The 19291-nt window shown below is 35.6% G+C and carries 19 protein-coding genes; all 19 read right to left on the reverse strand.

Annotated elements, in window-relative coordinates; translation table 11 throughout:
• Positions 1-105: 105 nt before the first annotated feature.
• Positions 106-990, reverse strand: a complete 885-nt coding sequence (locus BXY41_RS08800) for a hypothetical protein (protein WP_104436454.1) — start codon at positions 988-990, stop codon at positions 106-108.
• On the reverse strand, positions 974-2530 hold the full coding sequence (locus BXY41_RS08805; protein WP_104436455.1) for a hypothetical protein: 1557 nt from the start codon (positions 2528-2530) through the stop codon (positions 974-976). Before BXY41_RS08805 ends, BXY41_RS08800 begins: the two co-directional genes overlap by 17 nt.
• Positions 2530-2679 carry a hypothetical protein gene (locus BXY41_RS26720; RefSeq protein ID WP_170072294.1) on the reverse strand — a complete coding sequence of 50 codons (150 nt, stop codon included), beginning with the start codon at positions 2677-2679 and terminating at the stop codon, positions 2530-2532. Before BXY41_RS26720 ends, BXY41_RS08805 begins: the two co-directional genes overlap by 1 nt.
• A 737-nt stretch (positions 2680-3416) precedes the next feature.
• Positions 3417-3626, reverse strand: coding sequence for a hypothetical protein (locus BXY41_RS08820; protein WP_104436456.1), 210 nt, complete (start codon positions 3624-3626; stop codon positions 3417-3419).
• An 8-nt stretch (positions 3627-3634) separates the two neighbouring features.
• Entirely contained in the window at positions 3635-4411 is a 777-nt protein-coding gene (locus tag BXY41_RS08825; protein ID WP_104436457.1) for a hypothetical protein, read from the reverse strand.
• A 67-nt stretch (positions 4412-4478) separates the two neighbouring features.
• Complete coding sequence (locus tag BXY41_RS08830; RefSeq protein ID WP_104436458.1) at positions 4479-7097, reverse strand: molecular chaperone; 2619 nt, start codon at positions 7095-7097, stop codon at positions 4479-4481.
• Positions 7098-7147: 50 nt separating this feature from the next.
• A complete protein-coding gene (locus tag BXY41_RS08835; protein WP_104436459.1) occupies positions 7148-7699 on the reverse strand; it encodes a DUF5071 domain-containing protein in 552 nt (183 codons plus the stop codon).
• Positions 7684-8217 (reverse strand): hypothetical protein, encoded by a 534-nt coding sequence (locus BXY41_RS08840; RefSeq protein ID WP_104436460.1) that lies wholly within the window; start codon positions 8215-8217, stop codon positions 7684-7686. Before BXY41_RS08840 ends, BXY41_RS08835 begins: the two co-directional genes overlap by 16 nt.
• A complete protein-coding gene (locus BXY41_RS08845) occupies positions 8217-9467 on the reverse strand; it encodes a tetratricopeptide repeat protein (protein WP_104436461.1) in 1251 nt (416 codons plus the stop codon). Before BXY41_RS08845 ends, BXY41_RS08840 begins: the two co-directional genes overlap by 1 nt.
• A 47-nt stretch (positions 9468-9514) precedes the next feature.
• Positions 9515-9706 (reverse strand): hypothetical protein, encoded by a 192-nt coding sequence (locus BXY41_RS08850; protein ID WP_104436462.1) that lies wholly within the window; start codon positions 9704-9706, stop codon positions 9515-9517.
• A gap of 201 nt (positions 9707-9907) precedes the next feature.
• The gene (locus BXY41_RS08855; protein WP_104436463.1) at positions 9908-10828 is read right to left on the reverse strand and encodes a hypothetical protein; all 921 of its coding nucleotides are present in this window, start codon (positions 10826-10828) and stop codon (positions 9908-9910) included.
• Between the two features lie 23 nt (positions 10829-10851).
• Positions 10852-12282 (reverse strand): hypothetical protein, encoded by a 1431-nt coding sequence (locus BXY41_RS08860; protein WP_104436464.1) that lies wholly within the window; start codon positions 12280-12282, stop codon positions 10852-10854.
• Between the two features lie 3 nt (positions 12283-12285).
• The gene (locus tag BXY41_RS08865; RefSeq protein WP_104436465.1) at positions 12286-12870 is read right to left on the reverse strand and encodes a hypothetical protein; all 585 of its coding nucleotides are present in this window, start codon (positions 12868-12870) and stop codon (positions 12286-12288) included.
• 3 nt (positions 12871-12873) lie between these two features.
• Positions 12874-13446, reverse strand: a complete 573-nt coding sequence (locus tag BXY41_RS08870) for a hypothetical protein (protein ID WP_104436466.1) — start codon at positions 13444-13446, stop codon at positions 12874-12876.
• Between the two features lie 21 nt (positions 13447-13467).
• Complete coding sequence (locus tag BXY41_RS08875; protein WP_104436467.1) at positions 13468-14736, reverse strand: hypothetical protein; 1269 nt, start codon at positions 14734-14736, stop codon at positions 13468-13470.
• Between the two features lie 49 nt (positions 14737-14785).
• Positions 14786-16174 (reverse strand): hypothetical protein, encoded by a 1389-nt coding sequence (locus BXY41_RS08880; RefSeq protein ID WP_104436468.1) that lies wholly within the window; start codon positions 16172-16174, stop codon positions 14786-14788.
• A 1020-nt stretch (positions 16175-17194) separates the two neighbouring features.
• Positions 17195-18025 carry a hypothetical protein gene (locus BXY41_RS08890; RefSeq protein ID WP_104436470.1) on the reverse strand — a complete coding sequence of 277 codons (831 nt, stop codon included), beginning with the start codon at positions 18023-18025 and terminating at the stop codon, positions 17195-17197.
• Positions 18026-18376: 351 nt separating this feature from the next.
• Positions 18377-18979, reverse strand: coding sequence for a hypothetical protein (locus BXY41_RS08895; RefSeq protein WP_104436471.1), 603 nt, complete (start codon positions 18977-18979; stop codon positions 18377-18379).
• 56 nt (positions 18980-19035) lie between these two features.
• Positions 19036-19263 (reverse strand): PAAR-like protein, encoded by a 228-nt coding sequence (locus tag BXY41_RS27470; RefSeq protein WP_432765510.1) that lies wholly within the window; start codon positions 19261-19263, stop codon positions 19036-19038.
• Positions 19264-19291 lie beyond the last annotated feature (28 nt).

Genomic DNA, 19291 nt, shown 5'->3' on the forward strand with positions numbered 1-19291 from the left:
GATTGGGGAGCTCCTCTCCTTGTGGGATGGGTGCAGTGCGATTAAATATTGACTTCGTTCCTGTATCTTGTAGGAATCAAATCGAATCAATGCTCCCTGTTGGTGTTAATTACTCAGCATTTCCTCATATGTATAAGTTAATGTCGAAGTCTTCTGGTATGCCAAATCTATTGATTTAAAATAACCTGCAACTAATTGGTCATATTGCTCCTTGGTTACTCTGAAAAAATATTTTTCATGATATTCGTCAAAATATTGTTTGGATTTCATTGCCTTTGTATATTTCACTGTTTTGCCTGCGTACTCAGGCATAGAAACCATATATGCATACTCTGGCTGTTCTGTTTTATCATTCATAAGCACTTTCAAATGAAAGTAAACGGTACAATTTGGATTTCCGTTTTCATCTAATATATAGAATATATTATTTTCCAGAAATCTAGACCAAAATACTTTTTGAGTACCTGCTAACCCATACCAGGTTGACCCTAAATCCGACCACAAAATAAACCTGTCTGACTTTGGATTATACTTAAAAACATACTTGTACCTTGCACCATCAGTAATACACAGTTCCGGATTTCCATCTCCACTCATATCGAATAGCATAAACAGACTTTCTTCAGGATTCACTTCCTGTTGTAAATCACCCATTGAAAATTTTTCTCCCGTTTTTCTATCATAGAAATCTGCCTCTCCTTTAATCAATTTCACATATTCTTTCTTATATAAATCACATACTGCTTTATCTACCGTTCTAAATTCCGCGGAAAAGTCTACCTTGTCATAAGCCGATTTTAAAATACTATATGTTGCTTTGTCAACAAACTCTATCTCTCCATTGTGCGCAAAAAAACTACTGCTGAAGCTGTCATAGGAACGTTTTTCATTTAAATTCGGATTGTTAACGGCTCTTGAAATGACAATAGATAAAAATAATAGTATTAAAATTATAATAAACGGTTTTATTCTACTATTCAAAAACATCATTACCCGACAACTTCTCATATGTAAAATCCACCTTTTTTATAGCCTTTTTTGCTGATTTAACCATCTTAAAATAATCTCTAGTTAATCTATTATATTGTTTTTCTGTTACCCTAAAATAGTATAAATCCTGATTTTCATCATAAACAGCCTGCTCTCTCATATGTTCGGTTAATTCTTCCTGGTTATATTGATCTACATATTGAGGCAATGACACCATAAAAATACAGCTGTCCTTTTGAGTCTCTAAATCCCTGTACCCCTCTGTTTTAAACCAAATAAAACAATCATATTCACCATCTTCATCCAACATAAAAAATGCATCCTTGGCATTTCCTGAATAACCAATTTTCTTAGTTCCCAATAAATATATATATGGAGTTTCATACCTTTGCCATAAAGTAAACAAATCTGATTTTATATCATAGCTAATAACGTAAGTGAATCTTGAATTATCCGATATGCACAGTTCTGGACTCTCATCACCATTTATATCATAAACGTAATAGGTATAATTATTGAGGTCGTACCTGCCAAGGTCAACATCTATAGAAAAGTATCCATATTCATTTAAATAAAACTCTTCGCCGGTTTCCTTTTCAGTAAACATCACTTCATTTTTTAACAATCTGCAAAATTGCTTTTTATACAGACTATATTCTTCTATGTTGCCGGTATTAAAAGAAACATTAAAGTTCAATTTATTATAGGCTCTCTCAATCTTTGAATATGTTTCACTATCGATACAATTAACATTTTGATATTTAGAAATTATTGTAATATCTGGAGACGATTTAATTGCCATTAATTCTTCATAATTAAAGGACTTTGGTGCATTTTCACGCAAATCATCAAACGGCTTCTTCATCATTTCCCACTGTTCTTTTGTAACGTCTGTTCTATTGCTAGTTGTATTCAGTTTATCAGGCCCATCCGGTAAACGCATCTCTACATTAATTGAGTACTCAAAATAAGGCTTTTTCGTTTCATTAGGTATAATAACATCTCCCATATAATCCTTAAAAAAAGAGATAGTAGTAATAGGCTCACCTGATATATCAATAACTTCATAAAAGGTCGCTGAGCTGGAGGCTGAGCTTGAAGCCATCATAACCTGTCCGTTCCCTAAAATCTCTGTATAGATATGAGAATCTAATGCGGGACTTAAAGTATCTGTATCTTCATCGTAATAATATGTCAATAATACATTCGTTGGGAACATGATTCCTATATCTAACTTTTTATCTCCATTAATATCAACAACAAAAAATTTACTATCTGACAGCATCTCCTTATAGTAAACTGAAACCTCATCCGAGAAATGATGTTTTCTCCCGTTCTCATTTATTGCTATATCATCCTGGATTAAACGTATTAATATCCTTTTGTAAAAATCTACACCCTGATCTACGTCAATCATCAGGACTTCATTATCGCTCTTTTCCCTTAAAGTGCAAGAGGTCATCACAATCAGAACAGCTGGAAACAGAAATATAATAAGAGCCACTACAGTGCTTATCTTTTTTATTTTGTCACTTTTCATTAAACTTTCAATCTCCTGTCGTTCCTGAAGTTTACTTTCAGTACATTTTCTAAGGTCTGGAAACCGACTTCGGCCAGACTATCTATCAAAAAATACTCTTCCGCCCCTTTGAAGCGGGGAATTACATGGATAAATTCTTCTTTATCCATAGGATTAATAATTCCATGAGGAAGTCGAATATAATAAAATCATACTCATTTTTATCAAACGCATTGGTCTTACTTATTCCATCTGAGAAGCAGGCAAGTCAGCAAAGCCTCCGCGTGTTTACCCGGGATTTGAAAACTCCCGAACTGATATAACATCAAACGATGAATTAAAATACAGTTTGTCAAAAGTAATAGCCCCCATATTTCCACCTCTCTATGATAAAAACGGAATTTACTGGTAATTATTCTACAATTTGTTAATATATTTTACATCCTCCATATAGCAATGAAGTAGAGAAATAATTGCTAAGAATTATTTCCCTCTCATTGAACCGTACGTACGGGTCTCGTATACGGCTCTACAATTTATATCCCAACATTTCTTAGATAATAATTTAAAGGATTGAGCGCCCCAGCTCCGTACTTTATTTTTGTTTCAAGCAGTGTAGGATTTAGAATAAAATTCACTACATCCATACTACATCTTTTGTACCAACCTAATCTTGAATTTACAACTTTGTAAATACTTTCGTCGTTAAACCCATTTTTATGTTTTCTATTTAGATATGGACACACCCCTGATTTTTAAGCAGCCGGGTATCTGCCCTCAACCGTAATCAACCTAATTTATCTTTCTTCTGCTTAATCGTTAATGTGAATGTTCCTGTTCCTTCCACATCTACGAATTCTTCTTTAAAGTCACCTGTTGCGTGCCGCATAACCCTCTCCATGTAGGTTTAAGTATTATAGATAGGCTCAAACCTTTGGAAGTTAAGCATTCCTTTTAACTTTTGGGGATACTGTTCGAAATAACGCAAAATACCAAGCAGTCTCTTCATGAGAGGTTTTACAGTTTTGATAAAAGCATCCTTTGATTCCTTATAGAATTCCAGATAGGAAACGGGTTCCTTTATCTGATTGTTGTGATCGACTGGGACAGCTACCATTTAATCCTTCAATCGACAAATATTCTGTGCCTCTCTCTTCTACTCCCTGCCCCCTCTTTATTTCCCTTTTGAATTTCTTTAATTATTTCACGCATGGATTGGTAAATTAATTGATTATTAACAACTTCCTCCAGCCTGATTCCATTCCGCTTACTGATATAGGAAGCTAATACATGAACCGGAACTGCCCCAGGCTGGGTCAGGCAAAGATAGGCAAAGGAACGGTCTTCTAACTGGCTGTTTTCACTTTCCAAAATAATTCTTGCAAAATATTTTATAATTGCAGGAGACAATGTTTTTCCTCCCAGGCCTCCCCAATCTGAATAAATGAGGCTGACCGTATCAAATTCAGTTTCCATATCTCCAAAATCCCTGTATTGATCCCTGAGCCGCGCACCACTCCGCAAATGAAAGCGGCAGAGTTCGAATTCATTTTCTTCCTTCTTTTCATCTGTTGTCACATAATACTCCATTTTATAAGCAATATAATCCTGAGAGGTTCTGTCTACTTCCACTTTCATTCTTAAATACTGGGGCTGCTCCTTGGGTGAATAAGGTATCCGTTCCTCCTCTGTCTGAAGACATACAAAATTTCCGTATTTAAAGATTCCGGGACCAATAACCAAATCATTTTCCCTGACCTTTATTTCATATCCCCTCAGAATGCCCTGTTCATATTCCTGGTATTCCAATTGAATATGGGCAAAGGAATAATCTCTTAATGACCATAGCAGTTCTTTCTTTAGTATTCGGTTTCGCTCAAATAACGGATATAAATTCTGCATCTGCTGATTCCCCCTGATCTTTTATCTAATTCCAATTCTAGTGTATTCACTCTTTTATATCAGCCCATTATTTCAATCCATCAAAAAAGCTTTGAACCCAACCGTCATTTTCAAATGAAAATTTCTCCTCATTTCCAAGATATAGTTTTTTCTCCTTCCGGTATACCGGTACCACAGAAAAGGCCCCTTCCATAGGGCTGGCCCATACAAAAAACTTTACTTCCTGTTCAATGATATCATCTGTATCTGCCTGTAAAATGTGTTCTCCATACAGCTTTCGAATCTCCTCATATTCTTTCTCTTTAAAATCCTGAGGATTACTGTAAGATGTGTATTGATACCGTTCCTTTCCTGATAAATCTTTTAAATGAAGCTTCAGGGTTAAATCCTCCATATTTCTGGATATCATTCCACTGGGACTATTCCGCTTTAGGGGGTGGATTAACACCACCTCATCTCCATTGTGAGTAACCGCGGTGATCTGATACGGCAGTGCTGGCTCTTCTGTGCGGATGGTCACATCTGCAAATCCGTATTTTTTGTCCTTTAAATATTGCAGTGCTCCATCCACACACGCCATCTTCAGTTCGAAATCTTTAGTCATATCTCCGCTTCTGCGCTTAAACCGAATTGCCTTTCCAGGAACAAACTCCTTTAGGGCATCCCGGAAGAGTTCAATCTTGCAGGATTGTCCAGTAAGTCTGATGATGGAATAATCCTCTAACACATCTTCCTCATACATTCCTTCTACGAATTTACGGATAACACCGTAAATATCCGCCTTTAATAACATTTCAATTTCATAGATACTAAAATAAACAACTGGAAATTCTTTTATAGTCTCAAGCCCTGATTGCATCCGGCAGGACATCTTCCATTTGTCTGCGGGGATCCAGCGGGTAGCACTCTCCCTCACTTCCTGAGAAGACAATGCCACCCGGAGAATTCCCACATGATTATAAAACTCCTTTTTTACCACCTCTGCCAGGTGATATAAAAAGTAGAAATTATTTTTTACCTTGTAATAATCTGCACGGCTCCGGTTCTCATACTCCCTGAAACGGGTAGGCAGAAATTCCTCCGCTTTATTGTACTCCAGTTCTAATTCACGGTATAATTCTGACGCGCCACTTTGATCCACACATCGGAACACATCTACATCGTACCCTGCCAGAATCTGTTCTGTTGATAGCAGAGTACCGGGAAATAACTGGTTTACTATGGAGATTTTTAAAAGCTGCATAATCCGGAAGGTTAAGTTATTTCCTCCAAAATCCGTATCTCCATTTTCATAGGAAGTGTCAATTTCAATCCGGTAAGATACCCGATTGTCGAAGATACGGAAACGGCAGGAGCAAAGATCTGTGGTTCCACCACCGCAGTCTATAATGAGAGCTTTGTATTGTTCGCCTTCTTTTGCAGTCCCTTTCTGTATCATACCAGATATCGTACTGTAAAGAACAGAGACACCTTCATCCAACATATCTCCCTTTTCTATTGCATATCCGGAAAGGATTTCGGAAAACAGTTTTTGGAACTGGGTTTTCTGCTTTACCGGGCAGGAGACGTGGACACTCTTAATGTCACATTTAAAACGGTTTTTGACCTGGTCTAAAACGAATTCAAAATATTCCCTAAGGATTTCCTTTCTCGAAATAAATCCCCGCCTTCCCTGGCGATCCGTTATTTCTTCCAGCTTTTCAAAATCTCCAACCCAGCGTTTCATATCATAGAACACGCAAAATCCCTCATCAATATAACTGGAATCAGCCAGGCGAATAGCATCATAACCGAATAGAAACGCAGGTCTCCCGGATTCTACCGCCTGAACTCCTGCCACACTTGGAAACAAAGTTGTCTCTTCCCAGTCTGATGAAGTGTCGTAAAACAGTGCATAATTGACTGCGTTGGCTTTCAGGCCTTTTTCCCCATCATGAAGACCAGACTTTTCAAAGTAGAGACTGTCTAAATAAACGCCTGCGGTGGTATTGGACGTCCCAAAATCCATGGCGACTGGCATGGATAAGGGAACTGGCTTTCTGATCTCAAAGTCTAAAAGAGGCATACGGTAGACGTTAAGATTTTCTGGTATGTAATCATATTTTCCATTATAGATCTGATATAAGAGCTCTGACTCTTTACGTCCCACGCAAAACAAGCTGTAATTTTTTATGCTGGACTCCCTACAGGAAATATCAGCCGCCTTTGTCAGATATAAACAGTCCTTTTGCGACCCCATAGGCATAACATTTAGAATTGCGCACAAGGTCATGTCGCCCCCCACCACAAAGGCATTGGTTCCTGCCAGCCGTTCTTCATAGGGTATGGTCAGCCCGTCATAATAGCCAATTGCCAGCCCGTCATATGCTACAATTTTGGAGCCACACTGAAGGTTCATATCCTGCCGTTCCTGAAGTTTACTTCCTTTCAGTACATTTTCTATGGACTGGAAACCGGCTTCGTCCGGACTATCTATCAAAAAATACTCTTCCGCACCTTTGAAGCGGAGAATTACACGGATAAGTTCTTCCTTATCCATGGGATTGATAATACCATGAAGGATCTTTTCTTTCCTGCATATTTCACGCAGTTGGAAAGTAGTCATTAATTCTAAATCATTTTTGTGGTAACGATTGTCCGTGACCGTTTCTTCCTGACGCTTTAATACATACCCATACTTGTCCATTTCATTCCCCTTTATCTCTTGTCTGAATTATTACAATGTAAATGAGATTTTTATAAATCCCTTGTATAAAATATCTGGTAAATATCTTTATTTTGGAAATCCCACGATCCAATTATTAACTCCTGTGCAGCTAGATACATTCCTGAAATCCACATTTCATCTTCGTGTGATTTTGCCTCTTGTAAACACTTCTCCATAACGGATACAACATCTCTTTTATCAAAGGACATTAAGGCATGAATTACATTTTGATATACCGGCCAATTAACGTCCTTCAGCAATTCGAAAAGCCACGGCAGACATTTTAACTTTTGTGGATATTCCATTACATTAATGATAAGGATTGCATTCAACCAACAGAATTTAGTAGAAAATTTATTATAAGAGAAGTATTCAAGTGTATCTATATCTTCTTTAGAAAAACATTCCGCTAACTGGCACAAATTGTCTGGATTTATGGATTCATTATTATATATGTCATATTCGTGTAATTTTAATAATCTATCAGCATCCGTGATGATCTCACCCACCTTATGTATTATATTAAGTGTTTTTATCCCTATCCTTATCCTTATTAGCTTCTCCTTTAATATACTATCCAATCAACAATTGCATACATAGCATTATCTGATAATATTAATAATAATATCTCACTTGTGACAACAGCAATCCCACGAAATACCACTGTTTTTTCAGATGATGTCATCCAGGTAATTAAATTTACAGTACCTTTTCGATTATCTTTGATTCTCTTTTTTATACTTCTATATAAAAGTCTATCACCAAAGCATCCTAATAATATAAATTTTATGACCCAGAAGAAAAAGAAAATTTTTAATTCGGTTAAAACCACACTTACTGTATTATCCTTTTGAAATTGTAACAAGATTGACAGTAAAAGTTTTAGAAAAAGACCTGAAAAACAAATAATCACCCAATCCAAAAACATAAAATGGTATGCCAGCCACAAGTGCTGAAAAAAAGCAGCCGAAAAGTTAAATCTGTTTTTTCCTTTTTCTATCTGGTCAAAACGTTTGAGGTAATCTTCCAAATTAGTAGATAGATTATAACTTATTTCCCTTACATCTGCACTGCTGACACCTTGATTATTTTGTTCCATTACAACCTCCTTTCAATTACTTCCCCATTGGTTTTCCAAATCATTTTTTGCTTTTTCAATTTTTGTTTAAACCAAATATCATAACTTTCATTTTCAACATTTTGTCGTGTATATTCCTCCCTTAATTCACTTTCTATATCCTGATTTAGATCTGACCAGCCCTCAAGTTGCCAAAGGTAATACGCTTTAGCATATAAATCTGTAATTAAAGATGCATTTTCATAATAAAAATACATCTTAGCTAAATTATAATATGATGCTGCTGCTAACTCATGATACGGGGGACAATGATCCAAAACATACTGAAAATCTTTAATTGCTAAATCTCTATTCGGCAGAATCATATTAGTATAAAAAGTCCCTCTTATTTCATAAGAAGCCAATAAATCATAATGGTCTGGATTCTGCCAATCCTCTAAAAGGTCAATGGCTTTACTTATATAATCAATGGCTTTATCTGACCCATCCTTTAAATCCTCATACATTAATGCCATTCTTTTAAACAAATAGGCGTCTACGTAGACATACTGATATGTGTTTTTATTTAGAGCCACTGCTTTCTTTATGTAATATTCACATCTATTAATATTATTCTCGTAATAGCAAGCATAAGCTAATGTCTCATAATTGAAAATTCCCACAAACTGATTAGAGCCTAATAATTTTCTTTCTTTTTTTAATAATGCCTTAATCTTTGCTATCTCCTCAATAGGCTTTGTTTTATGAGATAAACTGATTGAAGTAAGATTTGATTCTAAAACCAGGTTTTTTAAAGGATTATCTTTACTTAATTTCAATGCTTCTTCAGTATAATTTTCTGCAGATACTGTATCATCTTCAAATAACATAACCTCAGCTAAATTAGTTAGAATACATACCTTATCTTTATCACTTTCAGCCATGTTAAGAGCTTCTAAAAGCTCCTTTTCAGCTTCATTAAAGTTCCTTAAACGTAAATATGCAACCCCGAGAGCATTTTTTACATCAGGAGTCTGTTCCATTTCTTTTAACATATTTATCGCTTCATTTAAAGAATCTCCATTTCCTTTTAACTTTACCATTAGATCTTTAAAAGAATCCTGCTCTGGCCTTTCGCAGAGCATTAAAATAGTATATTCACCTAATATAAACCATGTATCATCTACCAACCTTCTGTTTTGTTTCTTATATCCAATAATGATAACAATAGCAAAAATAATTAATAGAAAATATACGGTAAAACGCATCCTGACTTTTTTCTTTTTTTTCATATTTCATTTGACCCACTATTCCGACTTTAAATAAAAATTCAAACTGCTTACCACTTATCTTCAATTAACTCCTCATAATTAAAGGGCTTTGGCGCATTTTCTCGCAAATCATCAAATGGCTTCTTCATCATATCCCACTGTTCTTTGGTAACATTAGTAGTGCTGATGGTAGAATTAGGGCTTCTCCTCCTATCAACTATCTTAGATGGATCTTTGTTTAATAATTGCCTGGTTTGCACTTGACATGGCCCCCCAGCATACTTAGAAGAGCTTGATCATCATTTGCTGGTATTATAACGGTAGGATTAGCCCCTAATACTGTCAGTATGAACTTTCAAAAATCCCGTGTAAGCTGAACATTCTCAAGGGGGTAGCGGCGGATGAACACCCTGTGTTCTTGCCTTCACATAGTACCTAGATCTCGTTCTTACCAAATATTGTTATGTACCAAACAATTCCTTATATGTAAACGTTACTTTTTTTATAGCTTCTCTTGCTATTTTTACTGACTTAAAATAATCTTTTGTTAGATATTTATATTGTTTTTCTGTAACCCTAAAAAAATACAATTCCTGATTTTCATCAAATACAGCTTGCTCCTTCATATGTTCGGATAATTCATCTTGGTTATACTGGTTTACATATTGAGGTAATGTTACCATAAAGCAATAGCTATCTTTTTTGCTCTCCGAATCTCTATACCCCTCTATATTAAACCATATAAAATAATCATATTCGCCCTCTTCATTCAGCATAAAAAAAGCGTCTCTTGCATTTCCAGAATATCCATTTTTTTTTGTCCCCATCAAAAATATATATGGAGTTTCATATCTTTGCCATAATGTGAACTGGTCCAAATCTTTATCATACTTGAAAACATAAGTAAAACTTGCGTTATCTGAAATGCAAAGTTCAGGGTTTTCATCACCATTTATATCAAAAAAGTAATAGGTATAATTATTCAGATCAAATATACCAAGGTCAACATCTATTGAAAAAAAACCATATTCATTTAAATAAAACTCTTTTCCGGTTTGTTTTTCAATGAACACCACTTCATTTTTTAATAACCTGCCGAATTGCTTTTTATACAACCCATATTCTTCTACATTACCTAAATTAAATGAAACATTGAAATTTAGTTTATTATAGGCTGATTTAATTTTAGAATATGTCTCATTATTAACATAATCTACCTTTTGATATTTAGAAATTATTATATTTTCAGTATTATTTAATGATGTTTGCAAAACAGATTGCTGTGGAGAATTATAACTCTTCCTTGAACTTGCTTGTATCATAAAAATTAGAATACTAACGATGACTATTGTAAATAACGAAGCTATAATCCGGTTTCGCATATTTGTCAAACTCCTATACTTTGTTATTCTAAAACAATTAATTTAACTAACTTATAATCATTTGCATTAAAATCAATTGAACTTCCATAAAACTCTACCGGTGAACCATTCATATGAGCAATTGCTATTGGACCATCATAATCCTTGTCCTTTTGAGCATTGGAGCAATTGGGATAAGCAATACCTGTCTGCAATAAACCATTCTCCACCTGAAATGAAGCTGTTATATTTTTATTATAATTAAATATCTTATGTTTATGTCCCTTAGTTTTATCTGGATGAATATTATAAGTATGTGCCTTAAGTCCTACTGCAACGCATTCAATTGTTTTTGTGTTACCTGATAATTTATTTTCTAATACAACATCAATTCTAACATTTAGACTTTCTACACCAAAATCTTCTGCCCATAATTTCCCCTCATCAGGATAATAGAGATCTAAAATCTTAGGACCAACCACGATTTTGTATCTTCCGTTAGTATCCTTAGCAGTCCCCTTAGTTGTGCATTGATATGAAAACCATTTATTATTTGGATATAATTCTTTATTAACACCATTTAATTTACCTTTAATAGTATCAGGAAAAGTATACTCTCTACCACTGCCTGCGACTTCAGTAAGTACACCTTTGTCATCTGCTTCATAAGTCTTCCCGGTGTCCGGATCAGTTATGGTCTTGTTCACTGCCATAACCCCATCATCATCTACAAAATATTTCTTTCCCTTCCAATCAACTATCTTAGATGTTGCCATAGCCCCATTCTTGCCACAAAAATACCATTTTCCGTCCTTACCTTGTTTCCAGTTGTTTGTCAGCAACTCCCCTGAACTACGGAAATAATACCACGTTCCATCAATCTTCTCCCAGCCGGTTACCATATAACCACCGGCCTCCAGGCCCTTGCTTTTTTTCGATTTAAGATAGTACTTTTTCCCGCCGATGGTCTGCCACCCCAGTGCCATATAGCCGTTTTGATCCAGATAATACCAGCGGTCCTTGTAATTCACCCACTGTCCTTTCACATATCCATTTAGGTAATATCTCCACCTGCTGCCATCCAACTCCCATTTTCCAACTACTCCTATATTGGATTTATTCACATTGGATGAAGTCTGCATCGCTTGCAAATATGAACCATTGGTCAGACTCTGCTCCGATAAATGAAAAGTCACATTGTAATTACCTGCCTGGTCTTTGTTGATAATTGCCTGATTTGCACTTGCCATGGCCCCCAGCATACTTAGAAAAGCCGGGTCAGCATTTGCTGGTATTATCACTGTTGGATTAGCCCCTAATACTGTCAGTATGAACTTTCCAAAATCCGGTGTAAGCTGTACATTTTCCTGGGACAGCGGCGGATGAACACCTTGTGTTTTTGCCTTCACATAGGTTGTATTTCCATACCCATTGACCTCATTCTCCATTCGGAAAGAACTTTTTTTCCCACCCATTTTTTATCTCCTTTCTGTATCACCATGCCACACGATCTGTAAATGATCCATATAATTTCCGGATAGAACTACAAGTTCTTTCTCCAGTTTAAGAGAGCGGTTCATGAACACCTCCATCGCTCCCTTGATTAAGTCAGAAAAGCACTTCTGAAGCAAATTCCAATCATCACCCAACAGTTTACGTTTTAAATAAAATAACTCCGAAGCCTCTAATCGCAAAAATTTCTTTCGCACAATCTGCTCCACTTCCTTCATATCCATTTGGATATTTTTATAAATCAAATGTGGGAACCAATAAACCTGGCTTTTCTGCTCATCCAGATAAAGCATCTGTGTGCTCAGTCCCAAAACAGATTCATAGCTTTCCGTATATTCACTGCTCATCAGACGGCACAAGTAAAAATATTTGACTTCTCGCTCAGTTTCACTTTCTTGCAGGCTTGTCTGTTCCTTTACTAATAATTCCAGTTTTTCATAAAACAGCGTTTCCATAGACGTGAGATTATTAGCTAAATAGTCACTTTTTTTCTCTATACGAACTTTTCTGTATTCTTCTATGCACTCTTCCAATTCATTACATCGGTTCATTTACTATAACTCCTCTTCTACCGCCTCAAAAAATTTCTCTACAATATTCTCCCAGTCGTTTTCAGCCTTTTGCATACAGCTGAACATTCCGTGCATGACATATTTTCTCATTTTAATCAGATACACTCGATTATAACTTTGTCCGTCAAGCTGATATCCCTTATAATCAAACCATTCAAGTTCATTTCCCTGTTCGGTACGACCTTCTGACTGTCTTTTTATTACAATCGATGGATTGAGATTTTTTAATGCTGTCTGAAATTGAAGACTCATGGTCTTAATTTGCCCCTCTTCCAATACAACAGGCAATAGATTGACACATATATTTACAGTACTGTCCAGACTTGTTATAATAAACTTTGGTGCATTTACTGAAGGATATTTTACACGCTTGATCTCTTCTGGCATTACAATAAACTGCTCGGGAATTTGTAAATGAGCACATAAGTCCGGCAATGTTATTCTTCTGAAAGTGATCAGCTCCTCTCCTGCGTAAATTCCTGTTTCTAAAGTAGTATGTCTCTGCCGCTCCAGTTCTCTTTTTGCTTCCAGTAATTCTTCATCCAGGTAATCCATACGCTTTGTCTCCTCCCTATATTATCCATGATAGATTATTAATTCTTCCGGTGTGTCAATCCGTAATGTTCTGGCTTTTATCCTTATTCCGTCATTAGCCAGAATATTTAAGTCTTTTACTGTATTAACTTCAACGGTATCATCATCAATGGACAGAGTATGGTCCCCTCCCTGTGATAAGGTCAGGCTCTCTTCTGTAAGACCTATATAATTACCATCCTTAAATTTGATTCCCCGATCTTTGTAGCTGCGTTTTTGTGCATTTTGATTCAGGCAATGAATTACTGCACCTTCCTGCTGATCTTCTCCAAAAAAATGCAAAAGTGCACGTGCCCCTTTTTCTGGCATAGCATACATAATATTCCCAGTCTCCGGATACCATGGATAGAAATAACTTCCGGTGCTTTTTTTCTGATCAATATCCAACGCAATGCTTACCCTGTCTTCTTTTACTGATTGAATCGTTCCCCAGAAACCTAAGCCTGGGGGCTGACCACCGTATTGGGGACTAACATGCCGGAAGGCTCTGTCTTCTAATACATACTGAAAGGTTAGATTCCCATGCTCATAAAGTCCTTTTACACCTGTAACTGTGACTTTCTTTTCCATGTATGTCATGGTATCGCCTATTTTACAGAACTCCTTTCCTTCTACATAAAAGAGAACTCTGGATATTTTCCCGACAGGACTCATTTCTACTGTATAGCATTCCTCTGAAAACGGTGATACTTCTTTCCCATTCCTCATACCAAACCAAAGATTGGGCTTTCCAGTCTCAATATCGGAAATCACGTAACTCCCCAGGCGATCAGCCATGCGTTTTGCAAACTGCCATGGGGTCTCCTTATTGCAAATTACAGGAAAACCGATCTCTGTATCAATTTCTCTCTCTCGTATTACCTGCCCCGATTGTCCCTGCACTGTATCCCTTACGATTTCGCCATATGTTTTAGAAACATCCTGAAATGAACAACTGGAAGGTTCTCGGTCCAATAACTCAGAACCTGATTTTATTAGAAGATAGAACCGAGTCGTCTGACCTATCTCCTCAGTCTTAAATTGACTTATGTAACCACAGAAAATTCTTTGAACCGTTCCTTTTTCTGTCAGGTACAGCTGTATCTGTTTTTCACATATCTGATCATATCTCCAGCTGGTATTTCTGTTTAAAAGCCCTTCAAAATCCACAAAAGCATGTTCGTTCAACTCCCATGAGAAATGAATTTTTTCTACCTTTAAAACAGGAATTTCAGTCTCCAGTCTTAACCTCTCATTTATTATAATTTCCATGTATTCCACACTCCTTTCACTCTGCAGGGTACAAATTAAAGAGAACCTCTTACAACATGACCTTAGCTCCTTCCAGGGTAAGATCTCCATTCAGATTCAGGACCGAATCCCCCCGTTTTACAGTAACTTTTTTAGGTGCCGACATGGTTATGGAGGAATTGGAACTGGTTATGCTTACGCTTCCCTCAGACCTTAAGTTCACCGATCCCTCACTAACGATATTGATTCCATCCTCATCGGATAATTCAATAAATGTCCCATCGTTATTTGTCATTAAAATACGACCTGGGGACAGCTGTACTTCTTTGCCTTCTTTATTACGTAAAAATTTACACTCCGGATTCTTTCTGAGCCTTGCATCACCCTCATGGTATGCACTTACCACATATGCCTCTGTTTCCCTGGATACTGGAAAATAGAGCCTGATGGTATCTCCGATTTCCGGCATACAATACCAGCCAGTTCCGTCAGGAGAAGAATATACGGTAGAAAAAGAATACCAGCACACTCCACATTTTTCTTTATTTTCATCACTCTGTATCGTTATCTGTACTTTCTCATCCTTTACTTTTACAACATTCCCAAATAGTGAAACACCAGCAATATGATCATTATCGTACAGGGGTTCCTGCAAGCCCCTGCGGGATTTCATAAAAATTGTGTGATATAGCTCATTTCCCTTTAAGCAGGAATCAATCCTCCAAATAAATAATTCGCTCCCATCAACAATTCTTCTTTCACCCAGCTTGTGAATCTCTCTTGTTTCCAAAACAGAAGACATCGTATCTTCCGGTTGGACGGATAATCCCTGTTTTTTCTTATTCCAGTACTCCTGCATGTCATATTGTGTCCAATATTCACCAGAAGGTTCCTCGTTCTCTCCTTTTCTATTAGGAATTCCAAAATGATACCGCTCTCCTTTGGTTGAGCAATCTGCAAAGACTACCGTATGATTCATTGACGCCAGCCTTTTAATAAATTCCCAATCCGTTTCCCCATACTGCATTATAAAACGGTTAATTCTCTTTCCATTTCCTTCGGTCATAATCTTTGCCGCTTCTTCATATCCCTGGTTACAGGTATCAAGTAAGCTATTGTAAGTTAGCTCCTCTTCCTGAAAGCTTCTTGTATGCTTCTCATAATCCATAAGCTTGGTACCTGAGCACAGGTATATGTCTACCATGCAGCTTCCAACTACAACCTCTATGCGTAATTTTTCAATAAGACCATAAAACAGGATAACTTCTTCATTTCCGGATATAGCATCCACCTGCACCCAGGTAAGCCGTTTTCCCAACTTCATATAATCCTCTTTTCGATCAATAGGAATACGACCTCTCATATGTACCTGTGCATGTTCATTGATCCGTTGCTTTGAGTTGTAATCCAAAATTTCTAAGTCTTCAAACGGCCGAACAACCAATCTTTCTTCTCTCATTTCAATTCCTCCTTAGTATAATATCATTCATTTGTTTCTCAGTTGATTCCTAAGAATCGCCGAATAATTCGTCATAAGTAAACGTTACTTCTTTTATTTTTTCGCGTGATAATTTGGCAGCTTCATAATAATCTTTTGTTAGTACATTAAATTGTTCTATTATGTATGGCTCCCCACTTCTGTCATCATGTCTTCTTGGTTTAAGGAAGCATACTTAAGTAATGAAACCATGGTGTTTTGTTGCTTAAAATTATGGATCTAATTTTTACAATTCGTAAAATGTAGATTGTCGAACAGCAATTATATGATCATTAATAATAATGAATTTTGTTGGAATAGCTTCGTATTTATCATGAAAATTGGTTGACTTTCCAATTACGGTTACTATAGTTCCTATAGTGTCAAGGTCTAAATCCTTTATTCCAGAATAATTATCAAGAAAATCATCTTGTTTCATTTTATCTAATGTTTCTTGATAATAAATAAATATAGGAGTATCATATTTATCTGAAAAAGAGTCTTTGAAAGTCTTATAGCTGTACTAGATACTAAGCTGGTCTTCTGATATCTCAATTACTGAATAATATAAGGCACCACCAGTAATATCATATTTTAAACTGTACCCAATCGTTTCTCCAACCAACCACTTTCCGTATAATGAGCGTTCTATTTTTTTTGTGATCAACTTAAATTCATGTCCATAATTCTCACTATAATTATCTATTATTATAGAAATCTGTTCGTTTTCTTTATGATAATTAATTCTGCTATTACTTCGTTATTCCATTTGAATATTACAGCAACAAAAATTAGTAGAACAATAGGTATAGTAATTTTTTTCATAAGAGAAGGCAACCTTCCTTCTTGTAATTATCACAAAATAGTTTCATTCATATATTTGATTAAACAAGCCAAGTCTTCTTCTGCATTTATTGAATTCGGATTAGATAAAAAAGAGTTATTATTAAAATGTTAATAGTTAATTGATATTAAAAATCCTGTAACTAATTATTCAGTATCTTACCATTTATTAACTTTCAGGTAATGTTCTATGTCATTTACATTCAAAGTTACAAAAGATTCACCTCCTTGATATATAATAATCACAAGCATTCCGTCTCGTAGAAAGAATGAGTTTCTAAAAAGCAGTGAGCCAATCGATTCTTCAATAGAATAGTATCCATTTTGAATCAATTCCTCTTGTGTATATGAGCATTTAATGAGTTCATCCATTAGTTCAAATGAGGTATATTTATTTAAATCAGGTATTCCTTGCCATAGTGGCTGAGGTGGTTCTTTCACTTTACTAAGATTTTCTTGTAAATATTTTGCAAAGTCTTCATTGATTTCAACTAAATCATTAAGATAAACACGTTGCCCTGTTAACATGTCTATCGTAACATAATCATTGATGACATCAACATGATTACTATCATATGTAAAAGAATTAACAAAAGAAAGGTATCTAGTTGAATGACAAGTAATTGTTAAATCAACCGAATCAACCTTAAAAATCTCGCCTCCTATCCAAGAAGTCAACGCTTTTATTATATTTTGATTAATTGCATCTTCTAAAGGTAATCTTTCTTCTGACATATCTTTTATTTGAGGAATCTCAAATGATAGTTTATCACTCCAATCCAAATTCTTAATATTCGACGTATCAACAAACGAAATACTATAATAATTGGTTGGAGCCATATTATCTTGGGTTTTACTAATATTTTCCATTATTGGTTTGGTGTCATTTATTTTATTCTTAGACTTATCAGATTCACACCCTGTAAGTAAGAGCAAAAGTAAAAACATAATAAATATTGTCTTTTTATTGAAAATGTATAATTGCTCCATTATAAGTACTCTCCTATTATAGCTATTGGGGGTATCATTCCAACATTTTGGTAATCTACCTACATCTACCCCTTTTACTAGAACTCTCCCATTTGCTACAGTCCATGATATATTGCCTACACTAATATCACTTAAGAAGAACCTACCCAACCATTCTGTGCAAACTGTTTGTTTTGCAATGCATTGAAAAACTACTATTTTCCATCTTAATTAGTCTCTGCAGTTATGGTAATAGTCCTACATAATTAGACTCCGGACATAGACATGAACCGAAATAATAAATTATATTTTTCCACTATCAATTGTCGTTGGCTTTCCAACTACCTGCAACAATTCTCTGCAACCGTTTTTTTATAATGCATGATAAAAAGCATCGTAGCCTTCAATATGCTCAATACGACGTAATTCTAAATAAGCATCTTTATAAAACATTATTACTGACTTATCATCTTTAAGGATAAAAAAAACGTCATATCCTCTTACAGAAAAAATAGTAACATAACTTCCGATTATTCCCAATTCACTTAGCCTGGGCATATAAGGAAAATATGTCGTCTGTTCATCTAGTGGAATAATAGTTATTTTATAATTAGGATTTTCAATTTCTGTATCTTCATTATGATAGCAAAATATAACCCTTCTTTTTGAAAACACAAAGGTCTTCCCAATAACGTCACTAACATCCTGAATATCAAGTCTGTAACTCTCACCTATTTTTTTCTCCACTAACCATTCCCCATACAATATCTTATAACCATCGTCAGTATTATCTTTTTGAACTTCAGTTTCTGCGAAAGGATCATTTCCTTGCTGTGTTTCGCTTACCACCTTTGGGTCATTTGATTGAGAAGGAATCTTTTCTGCGGGCTTCACATCCTGACAGCCAACCAACAAAGCTGTAGTAATTATTCCGGTAAATAAACTCATTTTAACTTGTAATGCTTTCTTATTCATGTATTCACCTCTTTAGCTATATTCTTAAGGGATATATCCCTATCAGGCTAGCTCCATTATATACTCCTAATCCCCAGCCACAATCGTCCTGCATAATTAGACTCTGGACATAGACATGATCCAAAATGATAAATATTGTTTTTTCCACTGTCAATTGTCGTCATCAATGGTAAATTCCCTTTATATATCCCGTGATCCTGCCCTATATCTAATAAAGAATAATTACTTCCAAACGAACAGCTAAGTTTTGATTCCCGCGGAACATAGTTCTGTTTTATTATTATCCCATTATACTACTGGTGCATGTACATA

Source organism: Lacrimispora xylanisolvens (genome assembly GCF_002934545.1).
GTDB classification, from domain to species: Bacteria; Bacillota; Clostridia; order Lachnospirales; family Lachnospiraceae; genus Lacrimispora; species Lacrimispora xylanisolvens.